General features: G+C 66.4%; 18 protein-coding genes. 11 read left to right on the top strand and 7 right to left on the bottom strand.

Translation table 11 applies throughout. From position 1 onward, the window contains the following. On the top strand, positions 1–86 hold an 86-nt coding region (locus C5F75_RS37745; RefSeq protein WP_124557562.1), incomplete at its 5' end, for a DUF3400 domain-containing protein. A 50-nt stretch (positions 87–136) separates the two neighbouring features. Here C5F75_RS37745 and C5F75_RS35460 read toward each other — a convergent pair. Further along, the gene (locus C5F75_RS35460) at positions 137–1,069 is read right to left on the bottom strand and encodes a thioesterase II family protein (RefSeq protein WP_081075322.1); all 933 of its coding nucleotides are present in this window, start codon (positions 1,067–1,069) and stop codon (positions 137–139) included. 123 nt (positions 1,070–1,192) lie between these two features. On the opposite strand from C5F75_RS35460, the gene C5F75_RS35455 reads away from it, so the two are divergent. The 7 genes from C5F75_RS35455 to C5F75_RS35425 all read left to right on the top strand — a co-directional run bounded on the left by C5F75_RS35455 (position 1,193) and on the right by C5F75_RS35425 (position 7,609). Beyond that, on the top strand, positions 1,193–1,903 hold the full coding sequence (locus tag C5F75_RS35455; protein WP_059583855.1) for an ABC transporter ATP-binding protein: 711 nt from the start codon (positions 1,193–1,195) through the stop codon (positions 1,901–1,903). Then, positions 1,900–3,291, top strand: coding sequence for an ABC transporter permease (locus tag C5F75_RS35450; RefSeq protein WP_060010827.1), 1,392 nt, complete (start codon positions 1,900–1,902; stop codon positions 3,289–3,291). The genes C5F75_RS35455 and C5F75_RS35450 overlap by 4 nt, the downstream gene beginning before the upstream one ends. 151 nt (positions 3,292–3,442) lie before the next feature. Next, the gene (locus tag C5F75_RS35445; RefSeq protein WP_226094347.1) at positions 3,443–3,787 is read left to right on the top strand and encodes a FixH family protein; all 345 of its coding nucleotides are present in this window, start codon (positions 3,443–3,445) and stop codon (positions 3,785–3,787) included. 59 nt (positions 3,788–3,846) lie between these two features. Beyond that, a complete protein-coding gene (locus C5F75_RS35440; protein ID WP_059642214.1) occupies positions 3,847–4,989 on the top strand; it encodes a DJ-1/PfpI family protein in 1,143 nt (380 codons plus the stop codon). Between the two features lie 109 nt (positions 4,990–5,098). After that, entirely contained in the window at positions 5,099–5,881 is a 783-nt protein-coding gene (locus C5F75_RS35435; protein ID WP_059642217.1) for an outer membrane lipoprotein-sorting protein, read from the top strand. Further along, complete coding sequence (locus tag C5F75_RS35430; protein WP_226094348.1) at positions 5,878–7,149, top strand: hypothetical protein; 1,272 nt, start codon at positions 5,878–5,880, stop codon at positions 7,147–7,149. Before C5F75_RS35435 ends, C5F75_RS35430 begins: the two co-directional genes overlap by 4 nt. 67 nt (positions 7,150–7,216) lie before the next feature. Continuing rightward, positions 7,217–7,609 (top strand): RidA family protein, encoded by a 393-nt coding sequence (locus tag C5F75_RS35425; RefSeq protein WP_059583847.1) that lies wholly within the window; start codon positions 7,217–7,219, stop codon positions 7,607–7,609. A gap of 19 nt (positions 7,610–7,628) precedes the next feature. On the opposite strand, the gene C5F75_RS35420 is transcribed toward C5F75_RS35425, so the two are convergent. From C5F75_RS35420 to C5F75_RS35395, 6 genes are all read right to left on the bottom strand, one after another. After that, entirely contained in the window at positions 7,629–8,855 is a 1,227-nt protein-coding gene (locus C5F75_RS35420) for a cytochrome-c peroxidase (RefSeq protein WP_258048635.1), read from the bottom strand. A 58-nt stretch (positions 8,856–8,913) separates the two neighbouring features. Continuing rightward, entirely contained in the window at positions 8,914–9,876 is a 963-nt protein-coding gene (locus tag C5F75_RS35415; protein WP_060010814.1) for an amidohydrolase family protein, read from the bottom strand. Then, the gene (locus C5F75_RS35410; protein ID WP_060010812.1) at positions 9,873–10,535 is read right to left on the bottom strand and encodes a GNAT family N-acetyltransferase; all 663 of its coding nucleotides are present in this window, start codon (positions 10,533–10,535) and stop codon (positions 9,873–9,875) included. Before C5F75_RS35410 ends, C5F75_RS35415 begins: the two co-directional genes overlap by 4 nt. Before the next feature lie 13 nt (positions 10,536–10,548). Next, the gene (locus C5F75_RS35405; RefSeq protein ID WP_059583841.1) at positions 10,549–11,574 is read right to left on the bottom strand and encodes a PLP-dependent cysteine synthase family protein; all 1,026 of its coding nucleotides are present in this window, start codon (positions 11,572–11,574) and stop codon (positions 10,549–10,551) included. 160 nt (positions 11,575–11,734) lie between these two features. Next, on the bottom strand, positions 11,735–13,576 hold the full coding sequence (locus C5F75_RS35400; protein WP_146075239.1) for an alpha/beta hydrolase: 1,842 nt from the start codon (positions 13,574–13,576) through the stop codon (positions 11,735–11,737). Between the two features lie 10 nt (positions 13,577–13,586). Continuing rightward, entirely contained in the window at positions 13,587–13,853 is a 267-nt protein-coding gene (locus C5F75_RS35395) for an acyl carrier protein (protein WP_060010806.1), read from the bottom strand. A gap of 172 nt (positions 13,854–14,025) precedes the next feature. Between C5F75_RS35395 and C5F75_RS35390 the strand changes: the two genes are divergently transcribed. The 3 genes from C5F75_RS35390 (at position 14,026) to C5F75_RS35380 (ending at position 18,635) form a co-directional block, all read left to right on the top strand. After that, positions 14,026–14,772, top strand: coding sequence for a TenA family transcriptional regulator (locus C5F75_RS35390; RefSeq protein ID WP_059583837.1), 747 nt, complete (start codon positions 14,026–14,028; stop codon positions 14,770–14,772). A 13-nt stretch (positions 14,773–14,785) separates the two neighbouring features. Further along, positions 14,786–16,294 (top strand): AMP-binding protein, encoded by a 1,509-nt coding sequence (locus tag C5F75_RS35385; RefSeq protein ID WP_060010803.1) that lies wholly within the window; start codon positions 14,786–14,788, stop codon positions 16,292–16,294. A gap of 67 nt (positions 16,295–16,361) precedes the next feature. Continuing rightward, positions 16,362–18,635: an AMP-binding protein gene (locus tag C5F75_RS35380; RefSeq protein ID WP_060010801.1), complete on the top strand. Its 2,274-nt coding sequence runs from the start codon at positions 16,362–16,364 to the stop codon at positions 18,633–18,635. The last annotated feature ends 36 nt before the right edge of the window (positions 18,636–18,671 follow it).

Raw genomic sequence — 18,671 nt, 5'->3', positions numbered from 1 at the left:
TCGCGCGCCAGGTGCTCGGCGAGAACTGGATGGCCGATTATGTCGCACGCGCCAACCATGGCGGGATCGAGCGCGTGATGCTGTGACGGGATGACCTCGCAGCCGATGCCGGCGCGACCGGTTCTCGGTATCGTGGCTATGCCTGTGCGGCCAGCGTCGCGACCACGCGATCCTGTAGCTCGCGTTCCCGGGCATGGATGAAGAAATGATCGCCGTCGAACCGATGAAGGGAGAACGGTCCGTCGCTGTAGCGGCGCCATTCGCGCAGCGCGTCGATATCGACATGCGGATCGTGCAGGCCGCCGAATACGGTCAGCCCGCACCGCAACGCGAATGGCGCATCGGTGCAATATCCTTCGGCGAGCGCCAGATCGGCGCGCAGCGCGCGCAGGAAATGCCGAAGCCAGTCCGGCTCCGACAGCAACGCATCCGGTGTGCCGCCCATCGTTTTCAGCCAACCGATGAGGTCCGGTTCCGGCAACCGATGAATCGAGAGCGGACGCGGTGCGACATGCGGCGCGCGGTGCGCTGCACAGAACGCATGAACGGGCCCGCGAAGCCGTCGTCGATCGAGTTCCTTCAACCATTCGATACCGACGACACTGCCGAAACTGTACCCGAAGGTGCCGAATGGCTTGTCGAGGAGCCCGGTCGCGGCCGTGGCCAACGCATCCGTCATCGCATCCAGCGACGTGGGCGGCGCTTCCGAGAAACGCGTCTGGCGTCCCGGCAGTTCGACCGCAACGACTTCGATCCAGTCGGGCAGATCGAGCGCCCAGCGCCGATAGAGCAGCGAGCCGGCACCGGCGTACGGGAAGCAGAACAGCCGGTGCGTGGCCGCGGGTTGCGGGCGATGCAGGATGAACCAGGGCGTGATCTTGACTGGCATGCCGATTGGGAACGGAAGTCGTGACGAGACGCGGCCGCGATTCGATCCGGGGCGGCGCGCCGATGACGGTGCAGCGTAATCGCAAGGGGCGGCGACGTGTGCCGTCCGACGGTACAGGTTGACGGTCCCTCCCGGCCGTGATTGTTCGCGAATGCGGGACGCGACATGCCATCCCGGCATCGCGTTCGCGCCCGGACGCTGCCCCAACGAACAGGTTTTTCCGTACACGCAAGTTGGTATTCTGCGCTGCGCGATCGTCCTGCACCCTGCTGTCGCGGCCTGCCAACTTCGTACATCGAGACCATGAACGCCGTAATACTCGAAGCCGTTGAAAAGTCGTATCTGATGGGCTCCGTCAACGTGACCGCGCTGCGCGACGTCACGCTCGACATCCGTGATGGAAGACTGACCGTCATTGCCGGCGCGTCCGGCAGCGGGAAGTCGACGTTGCTGAATCTTGTCGGGTGCGTGGACCGGCCCGATCGCGGCCGCATCGTCGTGGCGGGCGAAGAGGTCGGCCGTTTGTCGGACGACGCGCTGTCGGATTTTCGTGCCCGGCGGCTCGGTTTCGTCTTCCAGAACTTCAATCTGCTGCCGGTGCTCACGGCGCACGAAAACGTCGAATATCCGCTGCTTCTCGCGGGCACGCGATTGACGGAGTCCGAGCGGGCGCTGAAGGTGCGGGACATGCTCGATGCGGTCGGCCTGGCCGACAAGGCGCACCATCGTCCGGGACAGATGTCGGGCGGCCAGCGGCAACGGGTCGCGATCGCACGCGCACTCGTCGCGTCGCCGAACCTCGTGCTGGCGGACGAGCCGACCGCCAATCTGGACAGCAAGACCGGCCAGCAGATCATCGCGCTGATGCGGCGCTTGCAGCGGGAGCGGCGCGTCTCGTTCGTGATTTCGTCGCATGATCCGCAGGTCATCGCGGCGGGCGACGACGTCGTCCATATTGCCGACGGGATCGTGTCCGACGTGACCCGCACGGACGAGCAGGAGGCGTTCGCATGAAGACATTTTCGCTCGCGCTCCGCAATCTGCTGCGCAACCGCCGTCGCTCGATCACGACCTTGCTTGCGATGATCGTCGGCGCGCACGCGGTGCTGCTGTTCGGCGGCTATACGCGCAACATCACGTATGGTCTGCAAACCGATTACGTGAAGTACGGCGGCCACCTGCAGATCGAACGCAAGGGGTTCTACGAGTTCGGCAGCGGCAATCCTTCCGAGTACGGGATCGACAACTACGAAGCGATTATCGACGCGGTGAAGGCCGACCCGGTACTGGCGACGATGGTGCTCGTCGCGACGCCCACGCTGCAGTTGCAGGGCATCGCGGGCAACTTCGACGCGGGGTTGTCGCGTACCGCGCTCGCGCTCGGCGTGCGCGTGGACGACCAGAACCGGATGCGCGCCTGGAACGACTATCGCTTCCCCGTGACGATCCCGCCGATGGCGCTGACCGGAACGACGGGCGACGCAGCCGTGATCGGTACGGGCCTCGCGCGTGTACTCGAACTGTGCGGGCCGCTCAAGGTGCCCGACTGCAAACCGCCCAGGAAGTCCGCGGACGCCACGCCTGCCTCGCCGCTTCCGGGCGATATCGCGGCCCTTGCCGAGGGAACGCGCGCGGCGCCGGCCGCCGGGACGAGCGGCCGGCGGATCGAACTGCTTGCGGCGACCGCGCGCGGTGCGCCGAACGTGGCGGAACTGCAGGTCGTGAAAGCGGAACGACAGGGCATCAAGGAATACGACGACATGTACGTCGGCCTGCATCTCGCGCAAGCGCAACGACTCGTGTACGGCGCCGAGCAGCCGAAGGCCACGGCGATCGTCGTCCAGTTGCGCCACACGTCGGATTTGCCTGCCGCGAAGGCGCGGCTCGAGACGCTGCTCAAAACGAAATTCGCCGGTACGGACACGGAAGTCGTGGATTACACGGTGCTGAACCCGTTCTATGGTCAAGCGCTTGCGATGTTCGCGACGCTGTTCGGTTTTGTCGCACTGCTGATCGCCGCGATCGTGCTGTTTACCGTGGGCAACACGATGAGCACGGCGGTGTTCGAGCGCACGGTCGAAATCGGAACGCTGCGCGCGATGGGGTTGCGCCGCGCCGGCGTGCGGCGCCTGTTCCTGTGCGAAGGGCTGCTGCTCGGCGTGATCGGCGCGGTGCTCGGCGTCGCCAGCGCGGCGCTGCTCGCCGGCGTCATCAACGTCAGCGGTCTGACGTGGACGCCGCCGGGCCGCTCGCCGGTGCCGCTGATCATTCGCGTGTGGGGCGAGAACGACCTGATCGTCGGCACCGCGATCGGCCTGCTGGTGGTATCGATGCTGTCCGCGTTGCTGCCCGCGCGCCGCGCGTCGCGCATGGAGATCGTCGATGCGCTCCGCTACGCGTGATCGAGCGGCCGGATCGGGCGCCGATGAAATGTCAATGAAATCGATTCGTCGGCGGAACGTCATGTTAGCCTTCGCCGGGAGTTGCATCGCCATGCTCGGCGCATGCGGCGCACCGGCCGAGCAGTCGGTTCCCGCGGGTCTGAATCTGTCGTTGACGCGAACGACGGCGTCGGGCGCATACGTCGTGACGCTCGAGCCGCCCACGACACCGCCGCCGCTGAACCGGATCCATGTCTGGACGGTCAGCGTGAGCCGTGCGTCGGGCGAGCCCGTGCGCGGTGCGCGCATCGACGTGAGCGGCGGGATGCCGCAGCACGGGCACGGTCTGCCGACGCGTCCTCGCGTGGTCGAGAGCGACGGAAACGGTGCGTATCGGCTGCAAGGGATGAAGTTCAGCATGCCCGGCTGGTGGACGATCACGCTGAAGGTCCGCGACGCGCAGCGCGACGACGACGTGACGTTCAACGTCGTGTTGCCGGCGGCGGCGGCGTCATGACGGCCGGCACAGGCGCCATGCCTGATTACTGGATGAGTTCCATACACGGAGAGGCTTCAATGCGAAAAGTCATGCTGTACTGGATGATGTTGCTGCTCGCGCCGCTTGCATCGGGCATCGCGAACGTTGCCCATGCGGGGCCCGCGAGCGAAGCGTCGGCGCCGGCAGCGGCCGCGCCCGCGGCGGCACGCGCCGACCGGCTGCCCGCCTATCAGCCGCGCTTCGGGCGCACGCGCCCGATCGTCGCCGTCGTCGGCGAAAACTACTATACCGAGCTGACCGACTACGTCGTTCCCTATGGCATCGTGGCCGAATCGGGCGCGGCGGATCTCGTCGCGCTCGCGACGAAGCCGGGCCCGATCCGGATGTTCCCGGCGCCGATGAACGTCATTCCGGACGAAACCACCGCGCAGTTCGACGAGCGCGTGCCGCAAGGGGCCGACTACGTGATCGTGCCGGCCGTGCATCGCGACAGCGATCCGGCGCTGCTTGCATGGGTGGCCGGGCAGGCGAAGAAGGGCGCGACGATCATCGGCGTGTGCGACGGCGTCTGGGTCGTTGCACGCGCGGGGCTGCTGGAAGGCCGCCGCGCAACGGGGCATTGGTACTCGATGAACGATCTGCGCAAGAAGTTCGCCGATACGCGCTGGGTCGACGGCAAGCGTTACGTTGCCGACGGCAAGGTCGTCACGACGACCGGCGTCACCGCGACGATTCCGGTATCGCTGGCGCTCGTCGAGGCGCTCGCCGGGCACGAACGCGCGCTGCAGGTCGCCGAGCGGCTCGGACGCCCTGCATGGTCGTCCGAGATCGCGACCGACCGCTTCAGTCTCGGATTGCCGGCGATGGCGACGATCGCAACCAACTATGTGTCGTTCTGGTCGCACGAGGATTTCGGTATCCCGATCGCGCCGGGCGTCGACGAAATTGCGCTCGTGCTCGAGGCCGACGCCTATTCGACGACGTTCCGCTCGACCGCCTACACGGTGGCCGCGAGCCGCGAACCCGTGCGCACCCGGCGCGGGCTGACGATCGTTCCCGATCGTGTGGCCGGCGTCGACGCGCCGACGCGGATGCTGTCCGCACCGGTCACGCGCTATCCGTTGCATGCGCTCGATGCATCGCTGAATGCGATCGCGTCCGAATTCGGCAAGCGCACGGCCGCCTGGGTCGCGCTACAGATGCAGTATCCGGGCTACTGAGCTGCGCATCGCAGCGTCCCCGTACGTCCTCTAGCCAGTCGGTTCTCCGCCCGTTCCGGGCGGGGGCCGCACTCGTCCCCGTCATTCCGTATTTGCCCCGGAGATTCCGATGCAGACGCATTCGATGGCGCGCCTGGGCGCCGCCGCGATCCTCGCACTCGCCTGCTGTACCGCGCACGCCGCGCCCGATCCGCAGCGCATCCTCGCCGCGAGCGATGCCGTTCGCAACCCGAGCGAACCGTTCACGCTGAATGTCACGCTGACCCAATACACCGATGGCAAGCAAACCGATTCGAACGCACTGACCGCCTATTCGCGGATCAACCCGGCGAGCGGCCAGTTTCGCAGCCTGATTCGATTCGCGGCACCGGCGCGCGATGCGAACAAGCTGATGCTCAAGAGCGGCAACGATCTGTGGTTTTTCGATCCGGCGAGCAAGGCGACGATCCGCATTTCGCCGCAGCAACGGTTGCTCGGGCAGGCGTCGAACGGCGACGTGGTCACCGTCAATTTCGCGCAGGGATATCGTGCGCAGGTCGAGGCGGAGGAGGATGTGCAGGACGGCGAGCGCCAGATGCGCCGCGCGTACCGGTTGAAGCTCGTCCAGAGCGTATCCGACATGACCTATCACTCGATCGAGATGTGGATCGATACGACGGATTCGCGCCCCGTGAAGGCACGTTTCTTCAGCGAAAGCGGCAAGCTTCTCAAGACGGCCTTCTATCGACGCTTTCAACAGCAGCTCGGCGCGTTGCGGCCGACCGAGATCGTGATCATCGACGGGCTCAATCCGAATCTCGTGACCGTGATGCGATACGCGGACTACGTGGCGCGGGAGATTCCGGATGCCTGGTTCCAGTCCGATTTCATGGCGCGTTTCCAGCCGGAATGATGACGCGAATCGGCATCGCCTGTATCGCGTTGGCCGGCATGGCGGGCGTATGCCATGCAAACGATGCGGAAGAGGCCGGACTCGCGCTTGCCGACGCGACGCCGGTGCAGAAGGTCGACGACGGCAAGTACCAGTTCAGTCTCGAACCCGGCTTGCGTTTCGCCACCCTGCGGCCGGGCGGCACGCGCACGGCCACGCGCCTGTCGCTCGACCTGAGTGCGCGCCATGCATTCTCGAACGGCTGGGGCGTCAGTTTCGCCGATCGACTCGACCTGAACGGTCCGTGGCGCTTCGACGGCGACTCGGGCGCGATCAATACGCTGAAGGAACTGTATGTGGACGGCCGCGTGGGCGGCGGCAGCACGCTGCTGCAGGCCGGCCGCGTCAATGTGCGGCTCGGTGTCGCCACCGGCTACAACCCCACCGACTTTTTCCGCGACAACGCGGTCCGTTCGGTGACGTCGGTGGATCCCGCGAGCCTGCGCGAGAACCGGCTCGGTACGGTGATGCTGCGCGGCCAGCAATTGTGGGCCGACGGTTCCGTCAGCGCGCTCGTCGCACCGCGGATCGCGGATCGCGCAACCGACGCGTCGTTCTCGCCGGACTTCGGCGCGACGAATCAGCGCACGCGCTGGATGCTCCAGTTCAGCCAGCGCGTCATCTCGGATCTGTCGCCGCAGATCGTGATCTACGACGACGGAAAGCCCGGCAGTTCGCCGCAGTTCGGCGTCAATCTGGTTCATCTCGTCAACAACGCGTGCGTCGGGTACGTGGAGTGGTCGGGCGGGCGAGGGCCGTCGACGCTTGCACGCGCGCTCGGGCAGCCGTACAGCGACGTCGCGTTCCGCTGGAAGCTCGCGACCGGCGCGACCTGCACGACGTCGCGCAATCTTTCCGTCACGCTTGAGTACGACCGGGACGGCGCCGCGCTCGATCGCGCGGGCTGGCAGGCGCTGCGCAATGGCGCGCCGGCCGGCTACGCCGCCTATCGAACGCTGGCGGCCGCCCAGCAGGACCCCACGACGCGCGACGGGCTCTTCGCGATGGTCAGGTGGCAGGATGCCTGGATCCAGCGTCTGGATCTGTCCGGTTTCGTCAGGTTGAACCTCGCCGATCGCAGCCGGCTCACCTGGCTCGAGGCGCGTTATCGCTTCGCCAGAACCGATGTCGCGCTGCAATGGCAGATCAATGCGGGCGCGTCGACGACCGAATACGGCGCGCTGCCGCAGTCGAATCTCTTTCAGTTGCTCGTCAAGCACTATTTGTAACGCGGGAACGGATGCCCGTACGTATCGCGTGACGGGCAGCACCGCCCGATTCGAGGAGAGGAAGCGCATGAAACGCTATGTGACGTCGGGCAACGATCTGCCGCAATGGCCGTCGCCGATCAGCCATGCCGTTGTCGCCAACGACACCTGCTATCTCAGCGGCCAGCTTTCGCTGGACGCCGACGGCCGCTACGTGCCGGGTACGCCGGCCGAAGAAGCGAGACGCGCGTTCGCGAACCTGTTCCGCGCGCTCGAAGCGGCGGGATTCAGCCCACGCGATCTCGTGTTCGTCGACATCGCATTCTCCGACATCGGCGCGCTCGCGGAAGTGAATGGCGTGTATGCCGATCTGTTTCCCGCGGATCGCCGGCCTGCGCGGACCGTCTATCAGGCGGCTGCGTTGCCGTTCGGCGGCCAGGTCAAGGTGATGGGCGTCGCCGTTCGCGACGCATCACGCTGACGGGCGGCGGCGCGGACGATCAGCGCTCGACGACAGGGCCGGAAAACGCACCGAGCAGCGCGACGAGCTGCCGCTGCTCGTCGTCCGACAATGCGATCCGCTTCAGTTCGCTATGCCCGATCGCGGCCGCGGGTGCGTCCGCGTAGTGGCGCATCACGGCGTCCAGCGACGCGAATTGACCCGTGTGCATGTACGGCGGCCGTAGTGCGACGTTGCGCAGGCTCGGCGTCTTGAATGCGCCGAGCATCTGCTGGTCGTCGGTCGAGATGAATTGCAGCTCCTCGCACTGCTCGGGCTTCGCGTCGCTGAACGGCCCCATGCAGTTGAATTCGTCGTGCAGCACCTTGTCGACCGCCGCCGCGCGACCGGTGTCGGCAGCCGTCCCGCTGCGCGGCGGTACGCCGATGTTGTGAAACTGACGGTCGCTCAGCATGGGCCCGGTGTGGCAGGTCATGCATTGGCCCTTGCTCACGAACAGGTGGAGGCCTGCCTTTTCGGTCGGGGTCAGCGCGGCCAGCTTGACCGGATCGCCGGTCCGGACGCCGTCGACATAGGTATCGAAGCGTGAAGGCCCGTACTGTAGCGTCGCTTCGTACGCCGCGATCGCCTTGCCGAGATTCGCGAACACGCGCGACACGTCGGTGCGGGTGCGTTCGTCGAGCCCCTGCCAGACAGCTTTCTCCGCGTCCGTACCGAGCGGGCCGCCGTCGCGCGGCAGCGCGCTCAGGTCGGGCAGCGGTCCGAACAGAGGCTCGTAGGCGTCGCGGTAGTGCTCGGCCAGCACATGGGCGGCGCGCAGCCGGGTGCCGCCGTGCTCGTTGTGATCCTCGATCGGCCCGATCGCCTGCGACCACAAGCTGTCCTTGCGGCCGTCCCAGAACAGCCACGGTGCATCGGTCGCGCCGACGACAGGCATCGTGCGGCGCACGCCGACGCCCACGCCGATCGCCAGCGGCCGCCCGTCTTCGAACTGGCGATCGGGGGCGTGGCAGCTCGCACAGGCGATCGCGCCGTTTCGGCTGAACCGGGGGTCGGAGAACAGACGCTTGCCCAGCTGCGCTGCCTGTGCGGACGTGGCCACGCGATTCGACGGGTCAACCTTGACGCCGGCGTTCGCGGGCAGGCGCATCGATTCGAGCTGCGCCCGTTCATCGGCGCGCCAGTGGTCAAGCGTGTCGGCGGTTTCCGCGATCGCGTCGGCCCGATGCCCGGGCCACGCGGTCCAGACGAGCAGGGCGCCGATCATCGAGGCAGCCGCGAGCCCGTAGTGCGTGCGGGACGGCCGTCGCACGCGACGGCCGGAATCACGCCATCGCATCGATCGTGCGCGATGCCGGCAGCAGTGCGCGCGCATTGCCCGACATCAGCCACTTGCGTTGTACCGGCGCGACTGCCGCGAGCGGGCCGTCGGGCGCGAGGAACTGCTCCATGACCTTGCGATGGCCGCCCGAGTTGCGAAAGACCGGCCAGTCGGTGCCGAACAGAATCTTGTGATTGATGTTCATGCGGAACAGCTCGGCGAGCGCGACCGACCACCCCTGCGGATGCTGGGAGCCGAGAAACGCGCTGACGTCGAGATACACGTTGGGCCGATACGCGCACTGTCGCGCGCAGGCGTCGACGTGATGAACGGCGCCGTGCGCCAGGATGAAGTTCACGTCGGGGAAATCGAACGCCGCGCGGTCCAGCAGATCGGGGTGCGAGTACGCGAACTCGAGCGCCGGGCTGGTCGGACCCACGTGCAGAAGAACCGGCAAGCGATGGGCGCGACAGATTTCGTACAGCGGGTAAAGGCGCTTGTCGCTGGGGCTGTAGCCGCAGGGCGGGTACAGTTTCAATCCGGAGAAGCCGTACTCGGTCACGCCTTTCTCGAACAACGCGACACCGTCCGCTCCCCAGCGCGGATCCATGCCGCCGAATACGTGAAAGCGCTCGCCGTGACGCTGCAGGATCGCATGATGCTCGGCATACATCTCGGCGATCGTGAGATCGCTTTTCATCACGTACGTGAAGTCGGGCAGCAACAGCACGGCCTGCCCGATGCCGGCCGACGTCATGTCGGCCACGAGTGCATCGCCGAAGTGGTCCTGACTTTGCGCGAGGTAGGTATCGAGCAGTTCCGATCGCGATTTCCGTATGCCGTTGGCGACGAGCCGCACATGAATGTTGGCGCAGAATCCCTCGAGGAACGCCGTGGGAATGAAGCGCGTCGATGCGATGTGGCAGTGCGAGTCGATGATCGGCCCGGTGTAGAGGGCGTCGCTCATGCCGATGCGCTGGCGGCGGTTCGGTTGGCGTCGCGGCCCATGAGCATGCCGAGCGCGCGTTCCTTGAGGTCCGCCACGCGCTGCATCATGAAGTGGCCGGCATGGACCTTCCCGTTCGCACGGGCGTAGTCCGGCAAGGTGCCCCACGTCTGAAAGCCGTAGTGTTCCCATACGCGATGAGCGGGCGTGCCGTCTCGCACGTCGAGCGTCACCAGTTCGACATTGTCCCGATCGCATTGCAACGCGATCTCGACGAACGCGGCAGGCAGCACGCCGCCGCCGCGACAGGCGTCGTGGATCATGCCTTTCGCGAGATCGGTGATATGGCGGTTGTTGGGATTCACGTTGCGGCGCAGCGTGCACAGGCCGATCAGTTGCCCGGTGTTCGCGAAGATCGTCAGCAGGCGAACCTTCTCCGCGGCGAGATTCGAGCGCAGTTCGTCGAGATAGTGGTCCGCTTCCGCGTCCGTGATGGTCTCGGCGAAGCCGATGATCGGCGCGCTTTCGCTCGTGCGCCGCATCAGTTCGACGATCTGCGCGCCGAGCGCATCGTCGACGCCGTTGGTCCAGCGATACGTGACGTGTGTGATGTTGGCCTTCGGCAACGCGATCGGATACCGTGCGCCGTCGGCAAGCAAGGTGCGGATGGAGTCGTTCATGGGTGTCCCTGGGTCACGTGGTTTCGAGGGCCACTGCGCTTTCGGCGCGTGGCGGTGTCGCGGAGGTGCACAGGTCGTCGAGCACGGCCTGGAGGCCGTGATCGATCAGCCACTGATCGTCGTAGATCGTGTCGAGATACTTGGTACCGCTGTCGGGGAACACGAGCACGATGTTGGCCGGGCCTTGCAGGGTGGCGACGTAGCGGCGTGCGGCCTGCGCGATCGCGCCGGACGAGCCGCCGAGCAGCAGGCCTTCGTCGAGCGCGAGGCGGCGGCAGCCGATGAACGCATCGCGATCGACGATCCGCATCGTGTCGTCGACGAGGTGGATCAGGATGTTTCCGGGCTGAAAACTGAGCCCCGCGCCGTTCTGCAGATGCGGCCGGTACGTGCCGCCGAACACGACCGAGCCGTCGGGCTCGACGCCGATCACGCGGGTTGCGGGATCGCGCTCCTTCACGTAGCGGGCGATTCCGCTCAGATGGCTGCCGGTGCTGGCGGACACGATCACGGCGTCGAGCCGGTCGGCGAGCTGCGAGACGATTTCGGGCCCGGTCGAGTAATAGTGAGCGTCGATCGCGGCCGGATTGTTGTATTGATCGAGGTTCACGCAGTTCGGCACGCTCGCGGCGATCGCTTTCGCGACCGCAATGCGCTTGCGCTGATAGCTGCCCGTTTCGTCGGGGTGTTCGACCATCTCGACCTCGCCGCCGAATGCCCGCACGAGATTGGCATTCGTCTTCGGTGTCTTCGGGTCGAGCACGCAAATGAAGCGATAGCCGCGCGTGGCGCACAGCATCGCCAGCGCGTGTCCCATGTTGCCGGACGTCGATTCGACGATCGACCAGCCCGGCTTGAGACCGTGGTCGCGCTCGGCCTGGCGCAGCAACTGAAGCGCGCTCCGGTCCTTGACGCTGTTGCCGGGGTTGTAGCACTCGAGCTTTCCGTACACGCGGATTTTCCTGTGCTCGTTCGACAGGCTTTTCAGATACAGCAGCGGCGTATCGCCGATCAGTTCGACAAGGCTGTTTGCGTACATTCGAAATCTCCGACCAGCGGGTTGGCATTGGCTTGCGCGTCGTTCGCGAGCGGCACGACGCGATCGGCCGCGTGGGATCCGGCTTGCTGCCACAGTGCGACTTTAATGATCGATGCCCCGGGCCTGTAACTGTCCGAACGGGCATCGGAAGGCTCGTGCGTCACAGTTCGCCCGACTCCATTTCCATCTCCATTTCGACACGGTCGGCCGCCGGGACGATTCGCAGTCTCGGATGCGGCAGTGAGTCGGCTGTCACGGCCGGAGCGTCGACGAAAGTGCCGACGAGCCTTGCCAGGAGCGCCGCATTCTGATGAACCATGTGATGACTGCCGCCTTGAAGCTCGACCTGGATCGGACGAAGCTGTGCCGACGTAATGGCTCGCGCGCGGATCGCGCACGTCATTTCGTCGTATTCCCCGGTCACGAGCAGCGCAGGGATGCCGGCGATCGACGCGTCGCGTTCGGCCTCGATGCGGTGCGCGCGGAAATTCAGCAATTGCCCGCTGTACTCGATCATGTTCGCCGCCGACACGAACGGCGCGTGCAGCCAGTGACGGGTCGCGGAATCGGGTAGCGCGAACATCGACGCATGGCCGCCTTCGAGCGCGTCGTTTCGCGCCCGCTTGTCCAGAAGCCCCGTCATCGATCTGGCCATGCTGTCCGCGGCCTTCGGCATGCGCGCGACGAGGGAGCACATCGTGTTGAGATTGTTTTCGTAGGCGCTGTCCGCGCCGTCGTAGTCCTGTGCGCCGGCAAACGACGGGGCGATCAGGCTCATCGACGCGATGCGGCCGGGCAGGGCGCGGGCGAGCGCCAGCGCATATCGGGCGCCCCCGCACCAGCTCGCGACATGAATCGCGTCGATTCCCTCGACGTCGAGCAGTTCAGTCACGCTTCGCGCATAGCGCTCAGGCGCATCGGGGCCCGAATAGTACGCGCGTGTCAGTCCTGCGTCGGCCGGCGCATCGCCCGTGTCGTCCGCCAGATAGAGCGAGAAATCCGGCGCCAATCCGGCCGCGAAGTCGTGCCACACGTCGTGCGGGATGCCGAATGCGTTGATCAGTAACATGGCGCGGGGGCCGCGCCCGGCACTCAGGTACGCGTGCCCGCTGCCGGTCGTGATCCGGCGCGCGGACGGCAGGTCGACAAATCGGGGCGCGTCGCGCCGTTCGTGCCGGGCGGCGTGAGCGGCGACGCGCGCGGCGACCCGGCCCTGCCAGTCGAAGCCGTCGCAGCGCAGCCGGTGAGACGGGATGCCGGGCGGCGGCACGTGCGCGCCGTCCGCGTACCCGAGCATCCGTTCGGCATGCTTCAGATTCGTTTCGAGCAGCGCGAGAACGGCGTCCGGTTCGGCCTCGGCAGCATCGGTTCGGGTCCGAATCGGCACCCGTCGCGCGACGGTTTCGGCGAGCTCGCGCCACGCAATGCGCCGCTCGCCATGCACGACGTGAAGACCGGGCGACGCTTCCGTCGCAAGCCACGCAAGTACGGCTTCGGCCGTCAGCAGGCAAGCCGCGCCGGCAGCGTCGGCAGGCAACGCCAGCGGCGCTTGCTCGAAGTACGTATCGATACGGCGGCGTACTTCGAACACGGTGTCGGCAACCGCGTCGGCGAGCGTGTCGACGGACGATAGCGATGACGCGTCCGCGTCGCCGAAGGCCGTCGTGCCATCGGCGAGCGCATCGCCGAGCACGACGATGCATGCGTTCGCGACGGATGCCGCCGCGACGTCCAGCGCGGCCGAAAGGGTTCGGGGCAACGACGCGAATTCGCGTGTGCGACGAAGGTCGGGATCGTCGATCCCGATGGCGAGCCGCCCGGAACCGGATGCGTTCAATGCCTCGCGCAGTTTCGCGAGGCGTGCGTACGTGCCGGGTTCCGTCGTCGCATTGCCGTCGGCCGCCGCGCGCAGCGCGTCGAGGTCGCCGGCATCCAGCAGGCAGACGCGGTCGTAGCCGCCGGCCGACGGCATCATGCGTGCATCGAGCGGATGATCGTTCATCGTCATCTCGTTACGCTTTCACGGACAACAGCATTTCCACCAGATCGACCGCGTCGCCGATGGTTTCGAGGTTCGCGACCTGTTCCGTATGCGATGCAAAGCTGACGCCGAGCCGATCCTCGGTCAGCGCCATTAGCGACAGCAGCGAAATCGAATCGAGCATCAGATCCGATGTGAGCGACGTTTCCCGCGTCAGCATGTCCGGCGCGATATCGAGCGCGGCAATCTGCGGAATCAGTTCGGTAAGCGTAGCGAACACGGTCGCGTGATCGTCCATCGGATTCTCCAAGTGCCGTAGGGGTTCCGCTTTATAGCGTCATGCCATCGCACTGCCTACCTGCACTGACGTACAGGGTTGGCGTACACGCGAGACACTCGCCCGAACGGACAGGTTTCAGCCTTGAAAGCCGCCATTACATTGCCGGTTACCTCACCGACAGGGAACGATCATGACCCTCACTAACGAAGCCGTGCTGATGGACAAAGCGACGTTTTCCCGCGCGCTGCGCGACACGCTGGACGAGCAGCTCACGCTCGATCACCCGATCTTCGCGGAGTTGTTTACGCCTCAGAAAAACTGGCGGTTGCTGAAGATCATCACGCTCGAGGGTTACCAGATCACCCGGTACTTTCTCGAGTACATCGAGAATCTGTACTTCCGCTGCCCGTTTCCCGACCACAAGCGCCGGCTGCTGTACAACCTGTTCGAAGAGGAAACCGGGCGCTTCTCGAAAACGAAGAACCATGTCGAGCTCATGGAAGACTTCATTCGCGCGCAAAACATCAGCGACGAGGAGCGCGATGCATGGACGCCGTCCGCGGCCACGCGTGAATTGATCGACTATCGCCTCGAGAACTGCAAGGGCGAGGGCACCTACCATATCGGCGCCGCCGCGGTGATGATCGCGAGCGAAGGGCAGAGCCTGGAAACCCGCGCGGGCGACGCGCGCCACTCCATTCTGGCGAAGTGCTACGGGCTCACCGAGGAGGACACGCGGTTTTTCTCGGTTCACCAGAAAGAGGACGTCGCGCACGTCGCCGAGGGCATCTCGCTCGTGACCGACCTGTGCACGACCGCGCAGATGCAACAGGAAGCGCTGTTCGCGGTGCGCCACACGTGCAAGCTGTTCTGGAACATGTACGAGAGCGCCGCGCAAAAGTACTACGCGTCCGCGGAGGGCGTCGCGCACGCTTGACGGGAAAACGCCGATGATGACCTTCGATGATCTCGTCGCGCGTTTGCGCGGCAGCAGTCATACCCTGACCTTCGTCGACGACAAGGGCGCCGAAACCGTCCGGACCTTTCACGACTTGTTCGAGGACGTGCTCGCCACGGTCGAGCGCGGCAAGGCGATCGGCCTCGTACCGGGCGCGCGCGTCGGCATCGCGGCGCCGAACGGCTATCCGTGGATGGTGTGGGATCTCGCGTGCATCGAGCTCGGCTGCGTGTCGGTCGCTTTCCCGAACGACGGCCTGCCCGACACGTGCGGCGCGTTGATCGAGCGCTACCGGCTGAGCGCGCTGGCCGTCGACGCTCGATGGCTCGATGCCGCCGAGACGATCGGCGGGCGGATCGTGGACATCGATCCGGCCGGCCGCGGCGATTCGCACACGCGTATCGAGCCGGTGCGCGTCGAGCATGCGCCCGATACCCATTCGCTCGTGTTCAGTTCGGGCACGACGGGCCGGACCAAGGGGCTCGTGATGAGCCGCGGCGGCACCGCGCACCTGCTCGGTCTGTATGGCGACGCATTCGGCGTCGCGCCCGGCGAGCGATTCCTGACGTTCCTGCCGTTCGCGAACTATCAGCAACGGATGACGTACTACTTCTGCCTGTATCACGGGATCGATCTCGTGTCGGTGCCGTTCCACGGGCTCTTTCCGGGGCTCAAGCGGCACCGGCCGACGTTCGTGATCGCGCCGCCGGTGCTGTACGAGACGCTGCATACGCTGGCGCGCGCGGCTGCCGGGCCCGGCAGCGACGCATCGACGCTCGCCGAGCGGCTGAGCGCGCTGACCGGCGGCAACATCCGCTACATGGTCACCGGGATGGCGCCGATCAAGCGCGCGGCGCTCGATTTCTTCTGGGATTGCGGGATCGAGCTGTACGAGGCATTCGGGATCACCGAAGCCGGCATGGTCGCGTGGAACAAGCCGGGACACGTGCGCGTCGGTACGGTCGGCCAGCCGGCCGAGCCCGGCAGCGTCTCGTTGCTGGAAGACGGCGAAGTCGTCGTCACGCGAAACGCCCTGCTGTCGCTCGGCTACTTCGATGCGCCGGAAGAGGATAGTCGCGCGACCTTTATCGCACCGAATGCGGTCGCGACCGGCGACATCGCCGAGTTCGACGGCGACGGTTTTTTGCGCGTCGTCGGCCGCAAGAAGGACGCGATCATCACGAGCAACGGCGAGAAATTCCATCCCGAGCCGATCGAGGCGCTGCTGTATCGCGATCCGCGTGTCGACGTAGCTGTCGTGATGGCGGGCCCGCAGGCGGGGCTCAGTGTCGTCATCGCGACGCGCCGGCCGGACGATCCCGAAGTCACCGACGCGCTGCGCGAGCTCGTCCGCGCGGTCAACGGCACGCTGCCGGCACAACGGCAACTGGTGAAGGTGATTTTCACCGACCGCGCATTCGACGTCGAAAGCGGATTGCGCACGCGCAACCTCAAGCTCAATCGCCGCGCGATCGCGGACGCATTCCTGCGAGACGCGTGAGATCACACCCGTGCGCGGGCTGCCGCGGTCGCGCGGCGGCTCGTACGGACCTCATTCTGGACACACCATGACGACGCATCCGAATCCGAACGTGTTTCAGATGGAAGTCGAACCGACCTCCATCATCGAGACCCTCGCCCATCACACCGAGCGGGGCCCCGATCGTGTCGCGCTGACCATCCTGCGCGACGGCGAAGCGATCGAAAGCGAAAGCACGTTCGGCGATCTGCATGCCGGCATGATGCGGGTTGCGCGCGGACTCGCGCAACTGACCGAGCCCGGCGCGCGCGTGCTGCTGCTGTTGCCGACGAGCGCCGAGTTCGTCTGCACCTTCTATGGATGTCTGGCATCGGGGCGCGTCGCCGTGCCGGCCTATCATCCGCAACAGGTACGCAAGGTCGCGCAATGGGCCAAGCTGCACGCGATTGCCGACAATTGCGGCGCGACGCTGATCGTCGCGCCGGCGACGTCGATCGCTACGCTCGAGACCCTGCGCGCGACGCAGCAGCTTTTCACCGGCTGTCAGCTCGTCACGTACGAGGCGCTCGTCGAGGCGGGCGCGCGGGATACGTCGGCGTTGCCGCGGCTGCCGGCGTCGGACGATATCGCTTTCCTCCAATACACGTCCGGATCGACGGGCACGCCGAAGGGCGTGATGATCACGCACGGCAACATCATCGACAATCAACGGTCGATCGCCACGCTGATGCAGCATGATCGCGACACGCGCATGCTGTCGTGGCTGCCGCTCTATCACGACATGGGACTGTCCATGCCGTTGCAGCTCGCGTCGATCGGGCTGTCCGTCGTGCTGATGTCGCCCGTGGCGTTCGTCCAGCAGCCGGGCCGATGGTTGCGCGCGATTTCCGCGCACCGTGCGACGACGTCCGGCGGGCCGAATTTCGCGTATGCGTTGGCCGCCGCCGCGCTCAACGGAACCGACGACGGGGCGCGGCTCGATCTGTCCAGCTGGCGCGTCGCCTTCTGCGGCGCGGAGCCGATTCATCGCCAGACCGTCACCGATTTCATCGACGCCGCACGCCCGCACGGCTTCGCGCCCGGGTCGTTCTATCCGTGCTACGGGATGGCCGAGGCGACGCTGATCGTGTCGGGTGTGCCGTGTGGCGAAGGCGCCTACTATCTGGACGTCGATAACGTGAAGCTCGCCGCGGGCATCGTCGAACCGGTTCGGCCCGGCGACGCGAACGCGAAGAGTCTCGTGTCGTGCGGCGGCACGCCGCCCGGCACCGAAATCCGGATCGCGGGCACCGATGGCCGGCCGGTGGCCGACCCGAACGGTGTCGGCGAGATCTGGGTGCGCGGCGGCGCGATCGGCGTCGGCTACTACGGCAACCCTGAAGCGACGCGCTCGACGTTCGGCGCGCACTTCGACGACGAACCCGGCGCCGAACCCGACGCACGTCCGTTCCTGCGCACGGGCGACCTGGGCGCGATCGTCGACGGCCGCCTGTACGTGACCGGCCGCGTGAAGGACATGTTGATCGTTCGCGGGCGCAATCTGTATCCGCAGGATATCGAGGCGTGCGTGCAGGACGCCGTGCCGGCGTTGCGCCGCGGGTGTGGCGCCGCCGTATCGGTGCAGGCGGACGGGGAAGAGAAGCTCGTGATCATCCAGGAGGTCGGTCGCACCGCGCGCCGGACGATGGATCTCGACGCAACGCTGCGCGCGATGGTGGTCGCGATCGGCGAGGACTTCGGCGTCACGCCGCACGCGATCGTGCTGGTCGAGCCGGCGACCATCGAAAAGACCTCCAGCGGCAAGATCGCGCGCGCGCTGTGTCGCCGTGCGTATCTGCAAGGCGAGTTGCGCGCCGTCGCCAGCTGGACCGACGGCGCCTATGCGAAGGATGCCGGCGCTTCGCGGGACGGCGCGGTGGCGCCGACCGTTTCCCCGGCCTCGACCCTTTCCGGACCGATGCTGCTCGAGCGCGAGATCGCGGACCGTATCGTACGGATCGTCGCCGAGCGGCTCAGGATCGCCGAGACGCAGGTGTCGCGCACGGCCGCATGGGTCGAGATGGGATTCGATTCGATGAGCGCGCTCCAGTTTTCGTTGAAGGTGCAGCACGCGATCGGGCTGACGTTCGACGCGGCCGTGCTGTGGGACTGTTCGAACGTCGAGCAGCTTGCGGCGCACCTGGCGCGGATGCAGGGCGCGGCGGATGCGTTGCGATCGAGCGACGCCCCCGCGTCGGCCGCCCCGCACGCGGGTTCCGCGCCGGTCGACGGCGGCGCCGAGGCGCCGCACACCGCGGAGCAGCTTGCGGCGCTCTCCGACGAGCAGGCCGAAGCGCTGCTGCTCAAAGCGCTGCAGCGCTGAGCGCATCCCCCGGCAGTCCCGTTCCGCGAACGTCTG

The sequence above is a fragment of the Burkholderia anthinoferrum genome, from assembly GCF_002925705.1.
In the GTDB taxonomy this organism is placed as follows: domain Bacteria; phylum Pseudomonadota; class Gammaproteobacteria; order Burkholderiales; family Burkholderiaceae; genus Burkholderia; species Burkholderia semiarida.
The sequence above is the reverse complement of the archived record's forward strand: the minus strand, read 5'-3'. Positions and strand labels throughout refer to the sequence as shown.